Here is a 16,618-nt window from a genome sequence, read left to right as displayed (position 1 = left end):
AAATAAGACAAAAATGAATTCTGAAAAAACTAGTGCTATTTCTTGTTCTGATACCTTAAAATATAAAAATTTAGTTTTAAAAAGTATTAATTTACCATCATTACAGCAATACTATGACGTACAAGATAATCTTAATCAAGAAGAACTAATTGTACTTAACAATAACAAACATTTAAATAAGGTTAAGGGATTGTATAAATTCAACAAGCAAATTGTATTCTTGGACTCCAATAAAATCAAACGAGCCAAAATAAAGGCCTATTTAGAATATAAAGAAATTAGTATTATACTAGATACGGCGAAAATTTATTATAGGTATGATGCCCAAGGAGTAGGAATAAAATCAGTATATCTTCTAAAGGACTGTGACTGGCTTTTGGTAAAATCAAATTTATGGGAAAATTAATTACCGACCCCCGCTAGTGCTCGTCTGTGACGAGTGGCGTGCCGAGCAAGAAATACGAATAGAACATCAAAAAATCAGAGCTGGTAGCTCTAGTTTTTTCATAGAAAAAGTAGCCAAGTTGCAAACGATATGGAGCGATTGTAAATTGGCGGTAGTAGTATAAAGCTACTTTTGAGTCATTCATCTTTGAACTAGTAAGAAATCGCCCATTTTAGACATTAACAATTATAGGGTAAAGCAAGCATATTTTATCGTCCAAAACTCCTTCTAAGTCTACATTATTCCCTATTTTTAAATCTTAGTTTTTTACTATGAAACGACATTTTCAAACTGCGGTTATCGTTTTGGCCATTGGCCTACTTTCAGCATGTGGCACGTATAAATCAGAACAGCAAGCGGCAGCCTTGACCTTTCCTGAATTGGCAAGCATGGTACGCACCAAAGGCAAATTGTGGTTCGCCAGTACTGAGCAAGTGGGCAACCCGAATTGGGAGCAGCCTATAGCGATTACAGTACAACAACTCCCCTTTAACCGGGCAAGTTATGGCACCTATACTTCGCATATGGTGAAAGCAGGTAAAATTAACGGGATTACCTATCGCGATTCCTTACCCATTAAACCCAAGTATTTGAGATTGCAGTTACTAAATAAAATCAATATTACAGAACAACTGAATGCTAGCGAAAACAGCAACATTCGAAACTACCTAGCTACCGACAACTCTTATAAAATGGTCACTCGTTTTGATATTACAGCCGCCGATGTACTTATGGTGCAACTCTTAGAGGCCAATACGGTGCAGCTCGCTGAAAATGATGCCCTCGGAAAGTATTTGATTTTGACCAAAAATTCCAAAGAAACCACTATTCCTTTTTCAGATCTTGAAGTTTTCGATTATGGTTTTTCCTCTTTTTGCTGGGGAGAAGATCGCTACCACCGCAAAAGAATTGAGGCCATTTTGACGGGGAATGCTAGCTGCCCCAAAGGCACCTATAAAAAAGCATCAAAAGTAACTGCAGATAAGTCGTATTTAAAATTTTAAAATGGGATTGAAAAGTAAACTACTTTGGTTTTTGATTTTAGGGGGAATCACTGCCTGTGATGATATCATTGAAGTACCCGAAATTAATGAACAAGAGATTACAGTGCTCGCTCCATTAGAAGGAACTATACTGACTGACAATACCGTTAGTTTCAATTGGAATGCTTTAGAAGATGCGCGTGGCTATAAGGTAGAAGTAGCACAACCAAATTTTTCTAATGCCGCTCAAATTGTTTTGGATAGCCTCTTCGTAGAAGATTCATTAGGCCTACTAGGAACAAAAGTTCAAAAAACACTTTTAAATGGTAACTATCAATGGCGTGTCAAAGGATTGAATGGAGGTATTGAAACCCCGTTTACCACCAACTCGTTTACTGTAAACGGAGATGAGAATATTGACTTGGTTGCGCCCAATACGCCAACCCTAGTTGCTCCTACAGACGGTACAGCTCAAGATGAAACATCAGTTTCCTTTAGTTGGTCGCGTGAAGATGTACCTGGAACTGCAGAACGGGATAGTATCTATATTTATAGCGATGAAACGCTACAGACTTTAGAGCTGAAAGGGCTAGGTGCAAATAAAGCTTTTGATACCACGCTAAATAGTAATACCTATTATTGGTTGGTGCAAGCCTTTGATGCTGGCGGTAATAAAAGTGCAGATTCTACGGTGTTTACACTAACTATTAATTAACCATCGCATCTCGACTCCGCTCGATGTGACCGTACACAACAAGTTAAAAGTGAAAAAAAACACGAAAACATATATACTTTTAGGAGCGGTAGTCCTTATTTGGGGAGTCATCGGGTATCGTATTTTTTCTTCGATAACTTCAGAACCTGAACGCAATACGGAAACAGGTGCCATAGATTTTAAACCCCAACCAGTACAAGAAAAAGAAAAGTTTAGCATCGTTGCCGATTATCGCGACCCCTTTTTAGGTACTTTACCCAAAAAAGCAAAAAAGAAAGTGAAACGGAGTGCACTTAAGACGCCTCTCCCTCCAGAAATAGCGGTGACTTATACGGGTTTTGTTTCCGATAAAGACACCAAAGAAAATATTTATTTTGTGACTATAAATGGGCGGCAGCATATTATGAGTGTTGGCAATGAAATTGAAAAGGTAAAATTAGTGCGTGGTAATGCTACTTCTATTAAAATTCGGGCCAACAAGAAAACCAGAACCATAACACTTCAAAAGTGAAATGGAACACTAAAATAAAAGCCGGAGCATTACAGTTCGTTCTTTTTATGGGAGTCGTTATTGCACTGCTCTTACTCACATTTATCACTTTAGCACAAACGAATTCACTCTTTGGAAAGAAAACTGAACTTCTTGTAGAAACAATAAAATCAGCTGATTTGGGACTGAGCATGGCTTTAAAAAGTAATATGGTTCTGAATGATTCTTTAGACATTGAACTGCCTGGTGATAGTCCGATTGAAGTGCGAGCCCTTCGCCAATATTGGGGAATTTTTGAAAAGTACACTGTTCTAGCAAAATCTAAAAAAAATCGATTTGTTAAAAGTGTTCTCGCAGGAAGTAGTAGTTCAGAAATGCTTCCCGCACTCTACTTAGAAGACAATCAACGTCCACTGATCATTGTTGGTAACGCAAAAATAACTGGAGATGCTTTCTTACCCAAACAAGGCATCCGCCCAGGAAACATCGCAGGAAATTCTTTCTATGGCACCTCAATGGTCAACGGAAGACAAAGACAGAGCAGGAGTAGCTTACCGCAGCTAAATTCAGAATTTGTGCAAAGAGTAAATCAATTTTCGCGAAATAGAATCCCAAATAAAAACAACCAAAACCTGAAATTAGAACGTGGTTTAAAGGCTACCAACTCCTTTGAAGCTCCCACAAAAACTATTGAGGGTAGTGAAATTATTTTGTCAGGAGTTTTCTTAAGTGGAAATATTGAGGTGCACGCTACCAGACGTATCATTGTTGAGGCAACTAGCCAGTTGCAAGACATCGTATTATCAGCTCCTGAGATTATCGTAAAAAAGGGAGTTGTTGGAAGTTTCCAGGCTATCGCCAGTAAAAATATAGAAGTTGGAAGAAATTGTATTTTAGAATATCCATCAGCCTTAGTAGTAAATCATAGCACAACAAATAATCAAAACGCTAATACCGTTCGAAAGCCCGATATTAGTGTGGGACAGAAATCCATAGTTAAGGGAAGTATTGTCTATCTGATGAAAGGTGAAAAGCAACAAAGATTCCATCCTCAAATAAAAATTGATACCGATGCCGTCGTTTGGGGAGAAGTCTATTGCGCGCAAAATCTTGAGCTAAAAGGTAAGGTATTCGGCAGTGTAAACACCTATGGATTCGTGGCCTTAGAAAGTGGTAGCATCTATCAAAACCATTTTTTTAATGGCACCATTGATAGCAGCAGATTACCAAGAGAATATACAGGCCTGCCCTTGACTAACAACACCAGTTTTAAAGCGATCACGAAATGGTTGTATTAAGAAAAATAAAAGGTGCTACCCTTATGGAAACTATGGTCGCAACCGTATTGATTGTTGTTATTTTCATGATAGCCAGTCTGTTATTAAATTCCATATTTTCCTCCAGCATTCAAGGAAATAACCAACAACTCACTTCATATTTAAATTTGCTGGAGTATCAATATAAAAATAATCTGATCAGCGTTCCGCACTACGAAGAATTGGACGATTGGGATATTGAATTGCTGAGTGAAGAAATAGGCGCTTCAAGCTATTTGATCTTAGAGGCAACCCATAAGACGACCAAAAAAACATTAAAAACATACACTAATATTGCTGAGTAAACCGCTAAAAATAAAGGCATTCACTTTAAGTGAAATGATTGTAGTTTTACTACTCACGATGATCGTTATTGGCTTAGCGTTTTCGGTTTTGCGATTGATACAAAATCAAATGGGAAGTATTGGTCAAAATTTTGAAAATAATACTGAGGTCAACCTATTGCAACAAGCCCTCTGGGTAGACTTTTCCACATATCCCGATATCACATACAACAATGTGACGAATAGCATGCATTGTCAAAATGAGTTAGGCTATGTAGATTACATCTTTGAAAACGGATTCATCATTCGAGAAAAGGATACTTTTCAATTGAAATTAGAAAGTAAGGTCTTTTATTTAAATGGATTAGAGAATGCCTCGGGACAACTAGATGCCTTATATTTAAAAGGCACCAAAGAACAAGGGGCGCAGGAAATTTTTGTCTATCAGAAGAATGCGGCAAATGAATATATGTATTAATGGGATTTAAGTTAGAAAATACCGCTCCGAATACCGCTCGAACTAATGTTCGTAAAGAAAATAGCACCTCAATTCTACAAAAAGAAATAAGCCTTTTCGGATCTGCCTTCTCCAATAAAAAGAAGGAAGATTTCTATACCGAAATACACGTATTACTAAAAGCAGGGGTAAATTTAAAGGATGCACTGGCCTTAATACAGGAAAATCAAAAGAAAGAAAAACAACAGCTTTTCTTCAAAGAGATGGTAGATGCCTTAGTAGCGGGAAAACCTTTTTCTGAAGTAATTAAGGATAAGAAAGAATTCACCGAATACGAATATTACTCCCTAAAAATAGGTGAAGAAACAGGGACTACGGCCAAAATCGCTGAAGAACTAGGAAAGTTTTTCGCAAGGAAAAATGATCAGCGAAGAAACGTAGTCAATGCACTCACCTACCCTATAATTATCCTGGTAACGGCAATACTTGTAGTCATTTTTATGCTAAGATTGGTCGTGCCCATGTTTCAAGACATCTTTACCCAAAACGGTGTAGAATTACCAGGCATTACAAAGTTCATTATTTCTGCCTCAGATTTTATTAGGGATTACGGTTGGTGGGTAGTCATCGTAATTTTAGTCCTAATTTTTAGTAGAAGTTTTTACTCAAAAAACGATTGGTATAAAGAAAAGAAAGACAGTATTTTGCTAAAAACGCCATATGTCGGTAATTTCATTAAAGCGGTTTACATGGCTCAGTTCACACAGGCGGTTACTTTACTTACGGCCTCAAAAGTTCCTGTTTTGAATAGTATTGACTTAGTGGCGAAAATGATTGATTTCAGGCCCTTAAAAAATGCCTTAAAACAAGTAAGTATTCAAGTTATGGCCGGCAATAGTCTCAGCGAAAGTTTAAAAAGCAATAAAATTTTTGACCATCGTATGATCTCACTAATGAAGGTCGCAGAAGAAACCAATCAAACAGAGTTTATTTTTGAACGCCTCAATCAGCAATACGCTATCGAAGTGCAGCAAAAGTCAAAGTTGCTTTCAACTTTATTAGAACCTTTGATTATTTTAATTGTAGGTATTCTAGTAGGAGTAATATTAATTGCAATGTATCTCCCCATGTTTAAACTAGGGAGTGTTTTAGGCTAAAAAAAGCCCTAAATAGCTATTAGGGCCTTTTTAAACATTTGATTCTATATGCATTATGCTATCACAATTTAGATTTGTATTTAAAAGGCAAAGCCTGTGAACATTCTAAAAAGTAAAGCGTATAATCCTATAAATATTAGAGCGAAACAGAACCACGAAAAGATTTTCAAGTAGTTCTTTAGAATATAGTTTCCTAAGTTTTTAAATCCTTCCAAATAAATCTCCTTAATAAGTAGTGTCGTCTTCATAATCTCTCTTTTTAATAGTTCATTACTGAAAAGACAAATGCTATGCTAAAAAGGCAATTTTTACGATATTTTGGTCAAAATGAGCGAAAAATGCGCTGAAACGCTACTTTTTTAAGTAAAAATCGAAAAACCCCAAACCAAAATAATTGGGTACAGGGTTCTTTAAATCTTGATTTATTTTCTATTCTGATAGCAAAATAAGATTTTGTTTTAGAACTATTCCCCGAATTGATAGGTGACCGTTAATCGCACCACACTATTTTTATTTTTAAGACCATTCATAACATCGTTAGAAAGGTTCGTTACTCCTATACTTGCAGACAAGTCAACATTCAGGGCATCAAAAAACTGAGCTCCAGCACCAAAATTAATACCAACATCAAGTAGTTTAAGCTCATCATTTCTATTGCCTCCAACGTTCAATTTATCATTATCACGTTTTGCGGACAACAAAAACCCGAGAGAACTACCACCTAAACCGTATAATCTTGTACTATCGCCTACATCGAGAAAGTAATACTTCATTTGCAATGGCATTTCGAGATATAAAAAGTTAAACGTCACCAGGGTATTTAAATCAAAACTTGACTTTTTTTGTGTCAACAATACCGCTGGCTCAAATGACAACTGATCGCCAAAATCGATTTCATAACCAGCTCCGACGTGAAAACTAAATCCTGCACTTCCAAATTCAGCGGTTAGGTTATCATCATTGTCTTTAATTAATAGACTCGAAAAGCCAAGTCCACCCTTAGCACCAAACTGGGCTGTTGCTGTAAAACTCATTAGGCCAATAGCCATAAAAACCAGTACTTTCATAATTTTTTTCATAATAGCTTGTTTAAAATATTTCTCTGCTTAATTTGTTGATTGCAAGGTATTTTGAAAAGCTTTTTTATGAAATCCCCGCATGGGCGTATTTTTTTCTACTAGTTTTCAGGTATTTTCGAAGGTGCTTTCTCTGGTCTTGTACTTATTAAATATCTTGTAGTAACCATCTTAAAAAAACACATTTGAAACGTACTATTATAATACTAGTAGTCACCCTTTTAATCGTTTGCTACGCATTTGGTCAAGATGCTGCTACTAAAATCGATAGTCTTGAAAATCTCCTAAGTTCAACTGATAATACCTTTCAAAAAGCATACATACGATCTGATATTGCGAGAGCTGCATCAGGTATCGACTCTATAAAAGCCTATGGGAATGCACGAGAAGCCCTAGATTTTTTTAGAAAGAAAACGGATTCGTTCGGATTGGCAAAAGCGTATGCCGCTATGGGTTATGTAGTTTTCGACTACGGAGAAATGAAAAAATCACAAGAGCACTACGAAAAAGCAAAGCTGCTTTTTGAAAGACAAATGAAAATCGATTCTTCTAAAAAAATGATTGATTTGTGGGCTGATACCGCTTTGAATCTTGCTGCCAGTATAGGTAACCAGGGTAGAGCCAATGAAGAGATGCAGTATCTTATGGAACTCGCACCTGTTGTCAAAAAATACAAAAATTATAAGGTACTAGCTCTTATTAATAGCAACTTGGCCATTTCATTTTACAATGATTACGATTTCACTACGGCATATTTCTATTTTAATGAAAATCATATTCCCTACGAACGTACAAAAGCGTATTCTCAATTTGCTGTTGACAGACTTGTTTTTGCAAGTTGTCTGATGGAAATGGATTCACTACCGCGTGCCAAGAAAGAATTAGACCGCGCTTATGCGCTACTTCAAAAAACACCAGAATCACCAAGATGGCATTTATATCATCAAGAATTAGGAGAATATTATTCCAAAGCAAAAAGATTTCCTGAAGCACTTCAGCAGTTTGGTCGCTCAATGAAAATCATAAAAAACCAAAAATACTATGGGGCATTACCTCAACAATATCTTCAGTATGTGGAAACCTACGGAGATATGGGAGACCTGAAAAAGGAAAAGGAATATATGGTAAAGTTTTATCAGGAAGTAAAAAAGAGTAACCCTCCAGAAGAACTATATGCATTAAAAGAGCTTGCAAAATATGAAAATCGAGATAAGAACTATCAAAAAGCAATGGCATACACCAAAGCCTATTTTGAACTAAATGATAGCATTAACGCAGATGATAAAGAAAAGGAAGCAGCTCGTTTAGAAAAATTATATCAAAAAGAAAAAAAAGACAGGGAAATCCTTGAGCTACAAAATCTGAACAACCAAACTGACCTTGATTTGGAACGGAAAAAATCACAAAACTATTTACTCTTCTTTTTATTAGGCACGTTGCTATTCATTTCAATAGCCGGATATTTGACCTACAACAACCGTCAAAAAAAGGCCCTACTTAAAGAACAGGTGCAAGCACGAGAAATTCAACAGTTAAAAGCGGAACAAGAACGCAAACTTTTTGGTGTAATGATGGAAGGAGTAGAACAAGAACGCAAACGTCTTGCCGCAGATTTGCATGATGGTCTCGGAGGAAGATTATCAGGCATCAGTATTAAACTTTCAAGATTGACAGAAAACAAAGAAGCAAAACCCTTACTGCCCCATTTGGATGATATTTTAGGTAATCTAGATGATTCATTACAAGAACTTCGAGGCGTTGCCAGAAATCTAATGCCCGAGACCTTGCTTAAATACGGACTTAAAGCGGCTGTTGAAGATTATTGCAGTACTCTCGGTGACAAAGAAACCAATATCACACTCCAATTTTACAACACTGAAAACGTAGTGGATAGAAATGAGTTGTTAACACTATACCGTATTATTCAAGAGTTAATCAATAATGCCATCAAGCATGCCAAGGCAACTGAGATTTTGGTGCAATGTATGGTCAGTGATGATAAAATTGACGTTACCATTGAAGATGATGGCAAAGGGTTCAACTTAGAGGATACTGGAAAAAATATGGGGGTCGGACTTACTAGTCTACAAAACCGAGTAGATTATTTAAATGGAATAATGGACATCCGTTCAGAAATCAATGAAGGTACTTCCATAAATATCCAAATTGAAAAAACATGAAAAAGGAAATTATAAAAGTTGTAGTGGTCGATGACCATCCGCTGGTCATTGAAGGACTTAAGTCATCCATAGGTATGGATGAAACGATTGAAGTGACTGCTTGTTTTGAAAATGCCGAAGACCTCTTTGCTCACCTTAAAAGAAAGGTGGCCCATGTGGTAGTGCTTGACGTGAATTTACCCGACATTAATGGGGTTGAAGTATGTGAAAAAATCAATACCAAATACCCTCATGTAAAGGTTTTGGGTTTAAGCACCTACAATGACCCAAGCATTATTAAACAAATGGTAAAGAACGGTGCAAAAGGGTATCTACTTAAAAATGTAAGTTCTAAAGAGCTGGGTATTGCCATTCATCAAATACATGATGGCTTATCTTACTTTAGTGCTGAAATTCAAAAGATTTTAGCGGATTCTATCTTCGACAATAATCGAATACCTAAACTAACCCGTAGGGAAAAAGAAATTTTGGCCCTCGTGGCCGAGGGAATAACTACACCTCAAATTGCAGAAAAACTTATAATCAGTCCGTTGACCGTCGAGACCCATCGTAGAAATCTCATTCAAAAAATGGGTGTTACCAATGCCGCACAATTAGTTAAAATGGCGATTGAACAGAAGTTAATTTAGTAAAAAGAAGGATTCAGAAAAATCGAAAAACCCCATACCAAATAACTCGATACAGGGTTCTTCAACTAAACTAACTCAAACCAATCATTTCTATAAGCCAAAACGATAGTTGGCCGATAACATAATAGCACCATTGGTAAGTGATACTAAACTTTGTTCTGCATCTGTATTCAGCAAACCGAATTCAAATACCAAGCCTACATCAATACTTTCATTAAATCCGTAACCGACACCGGTAATCAATCCAAAGTCAAAGAATTTAAAGTCATCGCCAGGTCTACTGCCCACATCCAATTTTGTACCATTAAAGTTCGCGGCCATCAAAAGCCCTGAATACAAACCGGCTCTTGCATAAAGAATTCCTTCCGCTCCAACTTCAAGAAAATCGAAACGTGCAGTTACAGGTACTTCTAAATAATAGAGATTAAAGTTTCCTGATAGGTTGGCTCCTCCTTTTTTGAAAAAAGTCGCTCCGGATTGTAGCCAAAATTGGTCGGAAAGCTCAAAATCTATTGTACCTCCCAAATGAGTTGAAAATACCCTTCCAAAAGTGGTATTCGAATTGGTTGAGGTTATTAAATTAGAAATACCTAGACCTCCTCTTACGCCAAAATATTGTGCCGTTGCCGACATACTGCTTAAACTAAATACTAGTACTGATACTACCGTTAATAAACTTTTCATATTGTTATTTTTAGTTGAATATTATAGTACCAAAGTAGAGTATATGTATATGAAAGTAAATCGCTTAAAATCTGTATTTTTCACTACGGGATTTCTGTACTTTTCACTACTGGATTTCCAGTAGAAGCCCAAGTATAGTTAACAAAAAAGCCCCATCTCTTGGAGACAGGACTCTTTCTACAAACTAAACTCTGACCTACTTTTCTTAGAGATTATTTTGAAATATGTGATTAATTTCCTCTGTAATAGGAGGGACCGAATTCACCATTTTCAGCAACAACCAAAGGGATTAAAGGAGACCCATTTCTAAAAAAGGAATTCAACCATAATAACTCTCCTGTATTTGCATCTATACCCAACAAACCTACGTTTTCAGAAGTGTCACCATCACCAACTAAATTATGTCCGCGGAAAAACAAATGACCATTTGCGTATACAGGACTATGGTCAATGACAATATCTTCATTGTACCACAACTCCTCACCACTCGATAAGTTTAAAGCAAAGAGTCTACCGCTTGTGGCAAAAGCGAAACTTGAACCTTTGTCATAATTACTAAAAACAACATTTTGCACTATTAAAGGGCTCCACAGCGTATCAGTACCTGTATCTTTTTGCCATAGAATATTTTTTGTAGCAATATCAACACAAAACAAAGCAGACGAAATACTCTGACCAACAGGAATGGCATTTACCACCAATTTCCCATTTGAAATAGAAGGAGTACCTACACCGTTTGCCTCAAGGGTCCATATAATATCTAGAGTATCTGGGTTTATAGCATAGAGATTTTTGGCCGGTAAGTAGAGTACATTATTATCGAAAACAGGAGTTCCGGAAACCTCAAAGGGTAGTTCCACTTTTTGCAAGAGGGCGCCTGTTTGTTTATCAAGCACATGCATAAACGGAGCTAAATCACTAATAAACCCTTCATCTGAAAAAACATATACTTTGTCACCATGAATAATGGGCGTACTATTTTCAGCTAATACATTGTCTAACTCGCCATCCTCATCAGATGTGTAATACCACTTTAAATCTCCTGTAATTTGGTCTGCAGCAACGACCACTCCTGTACCCCCTGACGCATAACAAACCCCATCTATACAAGTAGTGGGCGTAAGACCATTGCTACTAAAATCAAATTCAAGCATAGGTCTTTCCCAAAGAAAATTTTTATTGGAAACACTAAGTGCATTCATCGAATTATCATCCGCCGTTATAAAAATAGTACCATTGTCGTAATCAGCTATCAGTTCAAAGTCAGTCAAATCTGGGAAAGTATAAATGGCCGTTTCCTGACCGGTTTGAGTATCAACCGTATAAAGAGTCTCATCTTTCGAAGTAATTAGAAATTGATTTAGCGCAGGGTTTCCTGAAACGATCTGTGAGTCTGGCTTAGGGTCTATGACATCACCGTTTTCGTCAAGTTCAACGCCGTCATCTTTTGAACATCCTATCAAGAAAATTATACAAAAGGCTAATACTACCGATACAATTCTTGGGCAACTATATTTCCTTTTCATAGCAATTGTTTAGAAAATTATTGAACCTTAAAATCGAATATTTCAGATTGTGAAGTATTGCCTGTAGCATCTTTCGAAATCACCCGCCAATAATAGGTTTGTCCTGAATTAGTAGATGTACCAATGCTACTTTGGGCCGTAACTCCTAAGCTTGTTGTTGGATTGTTATTCGTACCAAAAAGTACTTCGAACTCCACCAAATCATTATCTACATCATTACCTTGCCATTCTAAATTGATATTCCCAGCCGAACCAAGCGTTTGACCCCTAGTAGGACTCACAGCACTTGCCGGAAAAGGCGCATAATTGCTTACACCCTCCCCTTGATTATAAAATCGCCAAGTATCACTATTCGCTGTTGCATTCGTGCCGTCTGATTTGGATACAACAAACCATGAATACGGTGTATTTCTTTCAACCGTAACACTCACTTCATTGGTATTTGAATTCATTGTGGAAGAGGAATTCGTATTTAAATTGGTAACATTTACCTCATAACTATCTGCATTTGCTGCGTTTTCCCATTCAAATAAGATGGTACTTTGTGTGTCGTTTATAACAGTGCCTTCTGTACACTCCATATTATTGTCAGGAAACACCAACGTTGCCGCGGAGGGAACACCTGATGGATCAATATCATCAGGATTATCCTTCCCTCCGGGACAAGACGTAAGCGTGCCTATAGTTAAAACGGCGGCTAGTATTTTTACAATTCTGTTCATTGTTTAATAATTTTATAAGATTCTGTCGTTCCATTTACCGTAACGTATAACAGATACATTCCGGTTTGTAAATCATCGGCGTTTAATCGTATGCTCGTTTCGCCAGCTTCTACCATTTTTTGCATCACTACCCTTCCATCAAAAGTGTTCAGTTGCACACTTGTTTTTTCTTCGGATGCACTACTAAACTGAACCGTAATTTCTCCTAAACTTACCGGGTTCGGGTACACCACTACTTTCGCACCTAAGTCAATCGTTTCCTCATAAACTCCTTGACAATCCTTTTCTGTTTTCACAGTGAGTTTTGTCACGTCCGATTTTATAGCAAGTGTAATCTCCGTATCAGAGGTAGTGAAGACCTCATCGTTCAGATTGATGGTATACAAATAACTCCCCGCCAAATTAAGTGTAACTGTTCGAGCCGTTAAATCCGTTCTAGAAGAAACTGAAAGAGCCTCAGGTTCTGCAACCACAACATCAAAGCAATTCTCATAGCTTGCTTGACCTTGCACCGTAATACACACTTTATAGGTGCCGCCTTGTAAATCTTCAAGAATTGCACCTGTATTTGTAAAATCTCCAGAAGCATTCACGCCATTACCTGTAATTATTGCCGTATAACTATAGTTTGCAATGGCGGTGATTTCAATGCTTCCGTTATTACTATTTCTACAAGATTCTCCTTTTGATCGTACTCTAAAATTATCTGCGGGTAAAGAGAAAATCTCACAACCCGTGGCATCTACCGTTGTGTTTGGCGGCGTATTAGGGCATTGGTCTTCTCCGTCTAAAACACCATCCCCATCAGCATCATCAGGATTGGTCGGTCCAGCCGTTCCAATAGTAACAGTAAAGTCTTTTGTTGAACCATCCTCAGCTGTAACACGATACACCACCGCATTTGTAAAGTCATTTATATTTACACCACTTTGCTGTGCCGTACCAGCAATCGAAACAGTTGCCTTGGCAGAATTGGCAAAAGTTGCCACCAGATTTTGTCTGTTGATATTTGTGGGAAGATCAACGGATATTTGAGTGCCATTAATCACACCTACCGCAGAAGGATTGACCACATTAAACCTAAAGTCAGTAATTTCTTTTTCGCTACTTAAAGTGCTTCGCTGACCCACGGTATACCAGATACCCCATTTTCCATTGGGAATAAGTTCGGACGGATTTCCTGACGGACTAATTTTATCAGCAGCCATATTTATGGACAAAATATCTTCATCACCATTATTGAAAGAATCAAAAATCAATTGCTCATCAGTCTTTGAATAATTCGGGAAGCCTAGTTTATTATTCTGATATACCGTTCGAATATCCCCAGTTTCTATGTTCACAGCAATTACTTCATACGTATCGGTATTCTCATCAAAAACATCGAATGCCAATACATTGCCTGAAGTTTTTGAAAAAGAGGGGTTACCTACACTAACGCCTTCTGGCAGGTTACTAAAAAGCTTTTGAATGCTACCATCGCCGAAGGTATTGCCTTGATTATCCCAAACCCTTAGGGCTCCAACATCCCAATAGTCAATATCAGCACCCGTGGCATTATCAATTCGATTTAAGGCATCATAAATCAAAACCTCCCCAGAATAATCCCATTCAATAGCATCAGGATAAAGCACTTCACCCGTAGTCGCACCAGTATCTGAAGTGGTTGGGTTAAAGAGTTCGAAAGCCCTTGACTCGCCACTTACCAAATCTGAGATATAAATGATATTATCCTGGTCATTTCGAATGGCAGCCAGCTTTGTACCATCTTTCGAAAGTGCCACCTGAGACCAAATTTGTTGGTCAGAAAGCACCGATTCCTCAGAATTATTAGCATCTAGAACAACCGCATTCACTGTATTGTTTTCAGTCACAAAAATGGCAAAGCTACCATCATCGGCAACACTAGGTTTGCGAAGTACCCGCGTTGTGGTTAACGGAACAAAGTTCTGCCCATTCGTATCAGACAAATAAAGTGTGTTCGGGTCGGTATCTCTTATATCAAGACTTAAAATAAATTCATCTCCGTTCGCTACAGGAATGTCGTTCTCAGTATCCGTTGCTTCTCCATCTGTAATACCAACCGTATCAAAAGCTGATTCTGCTGCTTGCACCTCAGCTGAACCTGCCCCATGTATATCTGTCGCTGAACGAATAACAGCCAGTCGTAAATCAATAAACTGTGAAGAAACTGTCAAGTAATTATCCAAGGCACGGTAGTAGATTTGTTCAGCTTTCTCTTTTCCAATGGATGTAGCAAATAAATAGTATGCCCGGTTTGGTATTCCACTATTGATATGGACACCACCATTATCTCGAGTAGTAACTACAAACTCTGACATGTCTTTGGGTTGCCATCCAATCTGCCCATCGGCGTTGGCTCCGTTATTGGGATTCTGCATATCGCGCATCGCCCCTGAAGGAAATAGATTAGTGACAATATCTTCTCCAAGTGTCCAATCATCGCGATCAATCATTACTCCGAAAATATCAGCAAACGACTCGTTGAGTGCACCAGACTGATTTCTATACTCAAGATTGGCGGTATTACCGATAACACCGTGAGACATTTCGTGTCCGCCTACATCTAAGCCACCTGCTAAAGGCGTAAACGCTCTATCACCACTACCATAAAACATGGCTTTACCATTCCAAAAGGCATTATCATAGCCACCACCCGTATCTGGATTACCTACATTAATAAATGAGATAACACTACCACCTTCACCGTTGATGGAATTTCGATTGAAATTCGTTCTAAAATATTCATAGGATACATCAGCGTTGTAGTGCGCCGAAACTCCATTGGCATTATTCCAAGTATTCCCACTAGAAATTACATGAAAGATTTGCACCCCTTCTGCAGGAGCTTCACCCCTCAAATCTAAAGTCATGATACCACCCACAGGATTATCGGGCAGTTGAGATTGCCCTCCATTGAACATCGGTTTTGAAGTATCGATTAAATAGTTTTGGGTGCCATTGTTCCATGTATTTAACTGACGGGTTACGCCATTTAAATCAGCACCACTTGTGTTGCTAGGTGGCGCTAAAATTTTAACGTTATTATTTTCAACATGTGCTTCTTCCAAATCTGGATGAAACTTACAGGTATGGTAATACTTGTCTATAACCTTACCTGTATTTGCATCTATAAAATATTCCCAGCGGTCAATTGCCGTAGGAAAAACGGTGATATGTCTTGTCAAAACATCTTGACCATTGAAAGAATAAATAACCAATTCTTCCTCTGGTGCAGAGGGAGTCAGTAAGTCATTTAGTTCTGATTTAGCCCTATTTGATTTTGGTAAGGCTTTACCCAAATCATTTTCAATAGTTGAGAGTGCATTTTGAAATGAGATTTTAGGCGTAACGCTTTCCAACTTGGGTGTGGGTTTACTTCTACCGTTGAAGGCTTGTACCTGTCTCTTCTTGTCTAGGTGTAGCACGACCTCGCTACCATATACTTTGACACCTTTGTAGACCTGCTGCATTTTAATATGCGTCTGCCCCAAATCATCTACTTTCTTAGAAATATTTTTAAATTCTTCGGAAGGATTGGCAACACGAAGAATGCCTTTAATATCCTCTAAATACTGTATTCCCACAGTTTCATTAGATTGACTTTTAGCAGATATTTTGGCTGCTTCAGTTGCTTTACTTTCAATGAATACAGGAAGCCCAGCTTCAGACGATTTTAAGACCTTGTGTTCGTACAACGAAGGGGAGCCGCTCAAATTGAAAACCGAAGGCATCTGATAATTTGTTCTTCCTTTCGAAATGATACTTTGCTTTGCTTTTACATCTAATTTTGAAAAATCAAAACTGGCACCTTGAGACGTTTTTGCCGCAGTAGATGAAGCCCGCTTCTTATCATCAAAGGTATCTTGAGCAATGGCTGATACCCCGACTAGTACAAATCCGAAGAGAAATAATAGTAGTTGTTTCTTCATG

17 protein-coding genes are annotated in these 16,618 nt (G+C 37.8%); 10 read left to right on the top strand and 7 right to left on the bottom strand.

The window, feature by feature from the left end:
* The first annotated feature begins 13 nt into the window (after positions 1-13).
* Positions 14-406 carry a hypothetical protein gene (locus ACKWCD_RS09820; protein WP_413983770.1) on the top strand — a complete coding sequence of 131 codons (393 nt, stop codon included), beginning with the start codon at positions 14-16 and terminating at the stop codon, positions 404-406.
* 13 nt (positions 407-419) lie between these two features.
* Here ACKWCD_RS09820 and ACKWCD_RS09815 read toward each other — a convergent pair whose 3' ends face one another.
* Entirely contained in the window at positions 420-590 is a 171-nt protein-coding gene (locus ACKWCD_RS09815) for a hypothetical protein (RefSeq protein WP_413983769.1), read from the bottom strand.
* A gap of 127 nt (positions 591-717) precedes the next feature.
* Between ACKWCD_RS09815 and ACKWCD_RS09810 the strand changes: the two genes are divergently transcribed.
* From ACKWCD_RS09810 to ACKWCD_RS09780, 7 genes are read left to right on the top strand one after another with little or no spacing between them, the layout of a single operon-like run.
* Positions 718-1,449, top strand: a complete 732-nt coding sequence (locus tag ACKWCD_RS09810; protein WP_413983768.1) for a hypothetical protein — start codon at positions 718-720, stop codon at positions 1,447-1,449.
* Position 1,450: 1 nt separating this feature from the next.
* Positions 1,451-2,143 (top strand): fibronectin type III domain-containing protein, encoded by a 693-nt coding sequence (locus ACKWCD_RS09805; RefSeq protein WP_413983767.1) that lies wholly within the window; start codon positions 1,451-1,453, stop codon positions 2,141-2,143.
* 49 nt (positions 2,144-2,192) lie between these two features.
* Positions 2,193-2,654, top strand: coding sequence for a hypothetical protein (locus ACKWCD_RS09800; protein WP_413983766.1), 462 nt, complete (start codon positions 2,193-2,195; stop codon positions 2,652-2,654).
* Positions 2,651-3,931, top strand: a complete 1,281-nt coding sequence (locus ACKWCD_RS09795; protein ID WP_413983765.1) for a hypothetical protein — start codon at positions 2,651-2,653, stop codon at positions 3,929-3,931. The genes ACKWCD_RS09800 and ACKWCD_RS09795 overlap by 4 nt, the downstream gene beginning before the upstream one ends.
* Entirely contained in the window at positions 3,919-4,254 is a 336-nt protein-coding gene (locus tag ACKWCD_RS09790) for a hypothetical protein (RefSeq protein ID WP_413983764.1), read from the top strand. Before ACKWCD_RS09795 ends, ACKWCD_RS09790 begins: the two co-directional genes overlap by 13 nt.
* Positions 4,255-4,288: 34 nt before the next feature.
* Entirely contained in the window at positions 4,289-4,711 is a 423-nt protein-coding gene (locus ACKWCD_RS09785; protein WP_413983763.1) for a hypothetical protein, read from the top strand.
* Entirely contained in the window at positions 4,711-5,847 is a 1,137-nt protein-coding gene (locus ACKWCD_RS09780; RefSeq protein WP_413983762.1) for a type II secretion system F family protein, read from the top strand. Before ACKWCD_RS09785 ends, ACKWCD_RS09780 begins: the two co-directional genes overlap by 1 nt.
* Positions 5,848-5,927: 80 nt before the next feature.
* On the opposite strand, the gene ACKWCD_RS09775 is transcribed toward ACKWCD_RS09780, so the two are convergent.
* Both ACKWCD_RS09775 and ACKWCD_RS09770 read right to left on the bottom strand, forming a co-directional pair.
* Entirely contained in the window at positions 5,928-6,095 is a 168-nt protein-coding gene (locus tag ACKWCD_RS09775; protein WP_413983761.1) for a DUF6747 family protein, read from the bottom strand.
* A gap of 216 nt (positions 6,096-6,311) precedes the next feature.
* Positions 6,312-6,926, bottom strand: coding sequence for a porin family protein (locus tag ACKWCD_RS09770; RefSeq protein WP_413983760.1), 615 nt, complete (start codon positions 6,924-6,926; stop codon positions 6,312-6,314).
* A gap of 182 nt (positions 6,927-7,108) precedes the next feature.
* Here ACKWCD_RS09770 and ACKWCD_RS09765 point away from each other — a divergent pair, with 182 nt between their 5' ends.
* Positions 7,109-9,103: a tetratricopeptide repeat-containing sensor histidine kinase gene (locus ACKWCD_RS09765; RefSeq protein ID WP_413983759.1), complete on the top strand. Its 1,995-nt coding sequence runs from the start codon at positions 7,109-7,111 to the stop codon at positions 9,101-9,103.
* Positions 9,100-9,732, top strand: coding sequence for a response regulator (locus ACKWCD_RS09760; RefSeq protein WP_413983758.1), 633 nt, complete (start codon positions 9,100-9,102; stop codon positions 9,730-9,732). Before ACKWCD_RS09765 ends, ACKWCD_RS09760 begins: the two co-directional genes overlap by 4 nt.
* A gap of 90 nt (positions 9,733-9,822) precedes the next feature.
* On the opposite strand, the gene ACKWCD_RS09755 is transcribed toward ACKWCD_RS09760, so the two are convergent.
* The 4 genes from ACKWCD_RS09755 to ACKWCD_RS09740 all read right to left on the bottom strand — a co-directional run bounded on the left by ACKWCD_RS09755 (position 9,823) and on the right by ACKWCD_RS09740 (position 16,617).
* The gene (locus ACKWCD_RS09755; protein ID WP_413983757.1) at positions 9,823-10,416 is read right to left on the bottom strand and encodes a porin family protein; all 594 of its coding nucleotides are present in this window, start codon (positions 10,414-10,416) and stop codon (positions 9,823-9,825) included.
* Positions 10,417-10,646: 230 nt separating this feature from the next.
* A complete protein-coding gene (locus ACKWCD_RS09750; RefSeq protein ID WP_413983756.1) occupies positions 10,647-11,942 on the bottom strand; it encodes a PQQ-binding-like beta-propeller repeat protein in 1,296 nt (431 codons plus the stop codon).
* Positions 11,943-11,959: 17 nt separating this feature from the next.
* Positions 11,960-12,664: a hypothetical protein gene (locus ACKWCD_RS09745; protein WP_413983755.1), complete on the bottom strand. Its 705-nt coding sequence runs from the start codon at positions 12,662-12,664 to the stop codon at positions 11,960-11,962.
* Positions 12,661-16,617: a M4 family metallopeptidase gene (locus tag ACKWCD_RS09740; RefSeq protein ID WP_413983754.1), complete on the bottom strand. Its 3,957-nt coding sequence runs from the start codon at positions 16,615-16,617 to the stop codon at positions 12,661-12,663. Before ACKWCD_RS09740 ends, ACKWCD_RS09745 begins: the two co-directional genes overlap by 4 nt.
* Between the last annotated feature and the right edge of the window lies 1 nt (position 16,618).

This window comes from Maribacter taeanensis (genome assembly GCF_047345145.1).
In the GTDB taxonomy this organism is placed as follows: Bacteria; Bacteroidota; Bacteroidia; order Flavobacteriales; family Flavobacteriaceae; genus Maribacter_C.
Note: the sequence above shows the minus strand (reverse complement) of the source record. Positions and strands in the feature narration are given on the sequence as shown.

Bases quoted from the DNA above. Each gene is read 5' to 3' on its own strand.
- ACKWCD_RS09820 (WP_413983770.1), top strand. From the start codon at position 14: ATGAATTCTGAAAAAACTAGTGCTATTTCTTGTTCTGATACCTTAAAA.
- ACKWCD_RS09815 (WP_413983769.1), bottom strand. From the start codon at position 590: ATGAATGACTCAAAAGTAGCTTTATACTACTACCGCCAATTTACAATC.
- ACKWCD_RS09810 (WP_413983768.1), top strand. From the start codon at position 718: ATGAAACGACATTTTCAAACTGCGGTTATCGTTTTGGCCATTGGCCTA.
- ACKWCD_RS09805 (WP_413983767.1), top strand. From the start codon at position 1,451: ATGGGATTGAAAAGTAAACTACTTTGGTTTTTGATTTTAGGGGGAATC.
- ACKWCD_RS09790 (WP_413983764.1), top strand. From the start codon at position 3,919: ATGGTTGTATTAAGAAAAATAAAAGGTGCTACCCTTATGGAAACTATG.
- ACKWCD_RS09785 (WP_413983763.1), top strand. From the start codon at position 4,289: ATGATTGTAGTTTTACTACTCACGATGATCGTTATTGGCTTAGCGTTT.
- ACKWCD_RS09780 (WP_413983762.1), top strand. From the start codon at position 4,711: ATGGGATTTAAGTTAGAAAATACCGCTCCGAATACCGCTCGAACTAAT.
- ACKWCD_RS09775 (WP_413983761.1), bottom strand. From the start codon at position 6,095: ATGAAGACGACACTACTTATTAAGGAGATTTATTTGGAAGGATTTAAA.
- ACKWCD_RS09770 (WP_413983760.1), bottom strand. From the start codon at position 6,926: ATGAAAAAAATTATGAAAGTACTGGTTTTTATGGCTATTGGCCTAATG.
- ACKWCD_RS09760 (WP_413983758.1), top strand. From the start codon at position 9,100: ATGAAAAAGGAAATTATAAAAGTTGTAGTGGTCGATGACCATCCGCTG.
- ACKWCD_RS09755 (WP_413983757.1), bottom strand. From the start codon at position 10,416: ATGAAAAGTTTATTAACGGTAGTATCAGTACTAGTATTTAGTTTAAGC.
- ACKWCD_RS09750 (WP_413983756.1), bottom strand. From the start codon at position 11,942: ATGAAAAGGAAATATAGTTGCCCAAGAATTGTATCGGTAGTATTAGCC.
- ACKWCD_RS09745 (WP_413983755.1), bottom strand. From the start codon at position 12,664: ATGAACAGAATTGTAAAAATACTAGCCGCCGTTTTAACTATAGGCACG.
- ACKWCD_RS09740 (WP_413983754.1), bottom strand. From the start codon at position 16,617: ATGAAGAAACAACTACTATTATTTCTCTTCGGATTTGTACTAGTCGGG.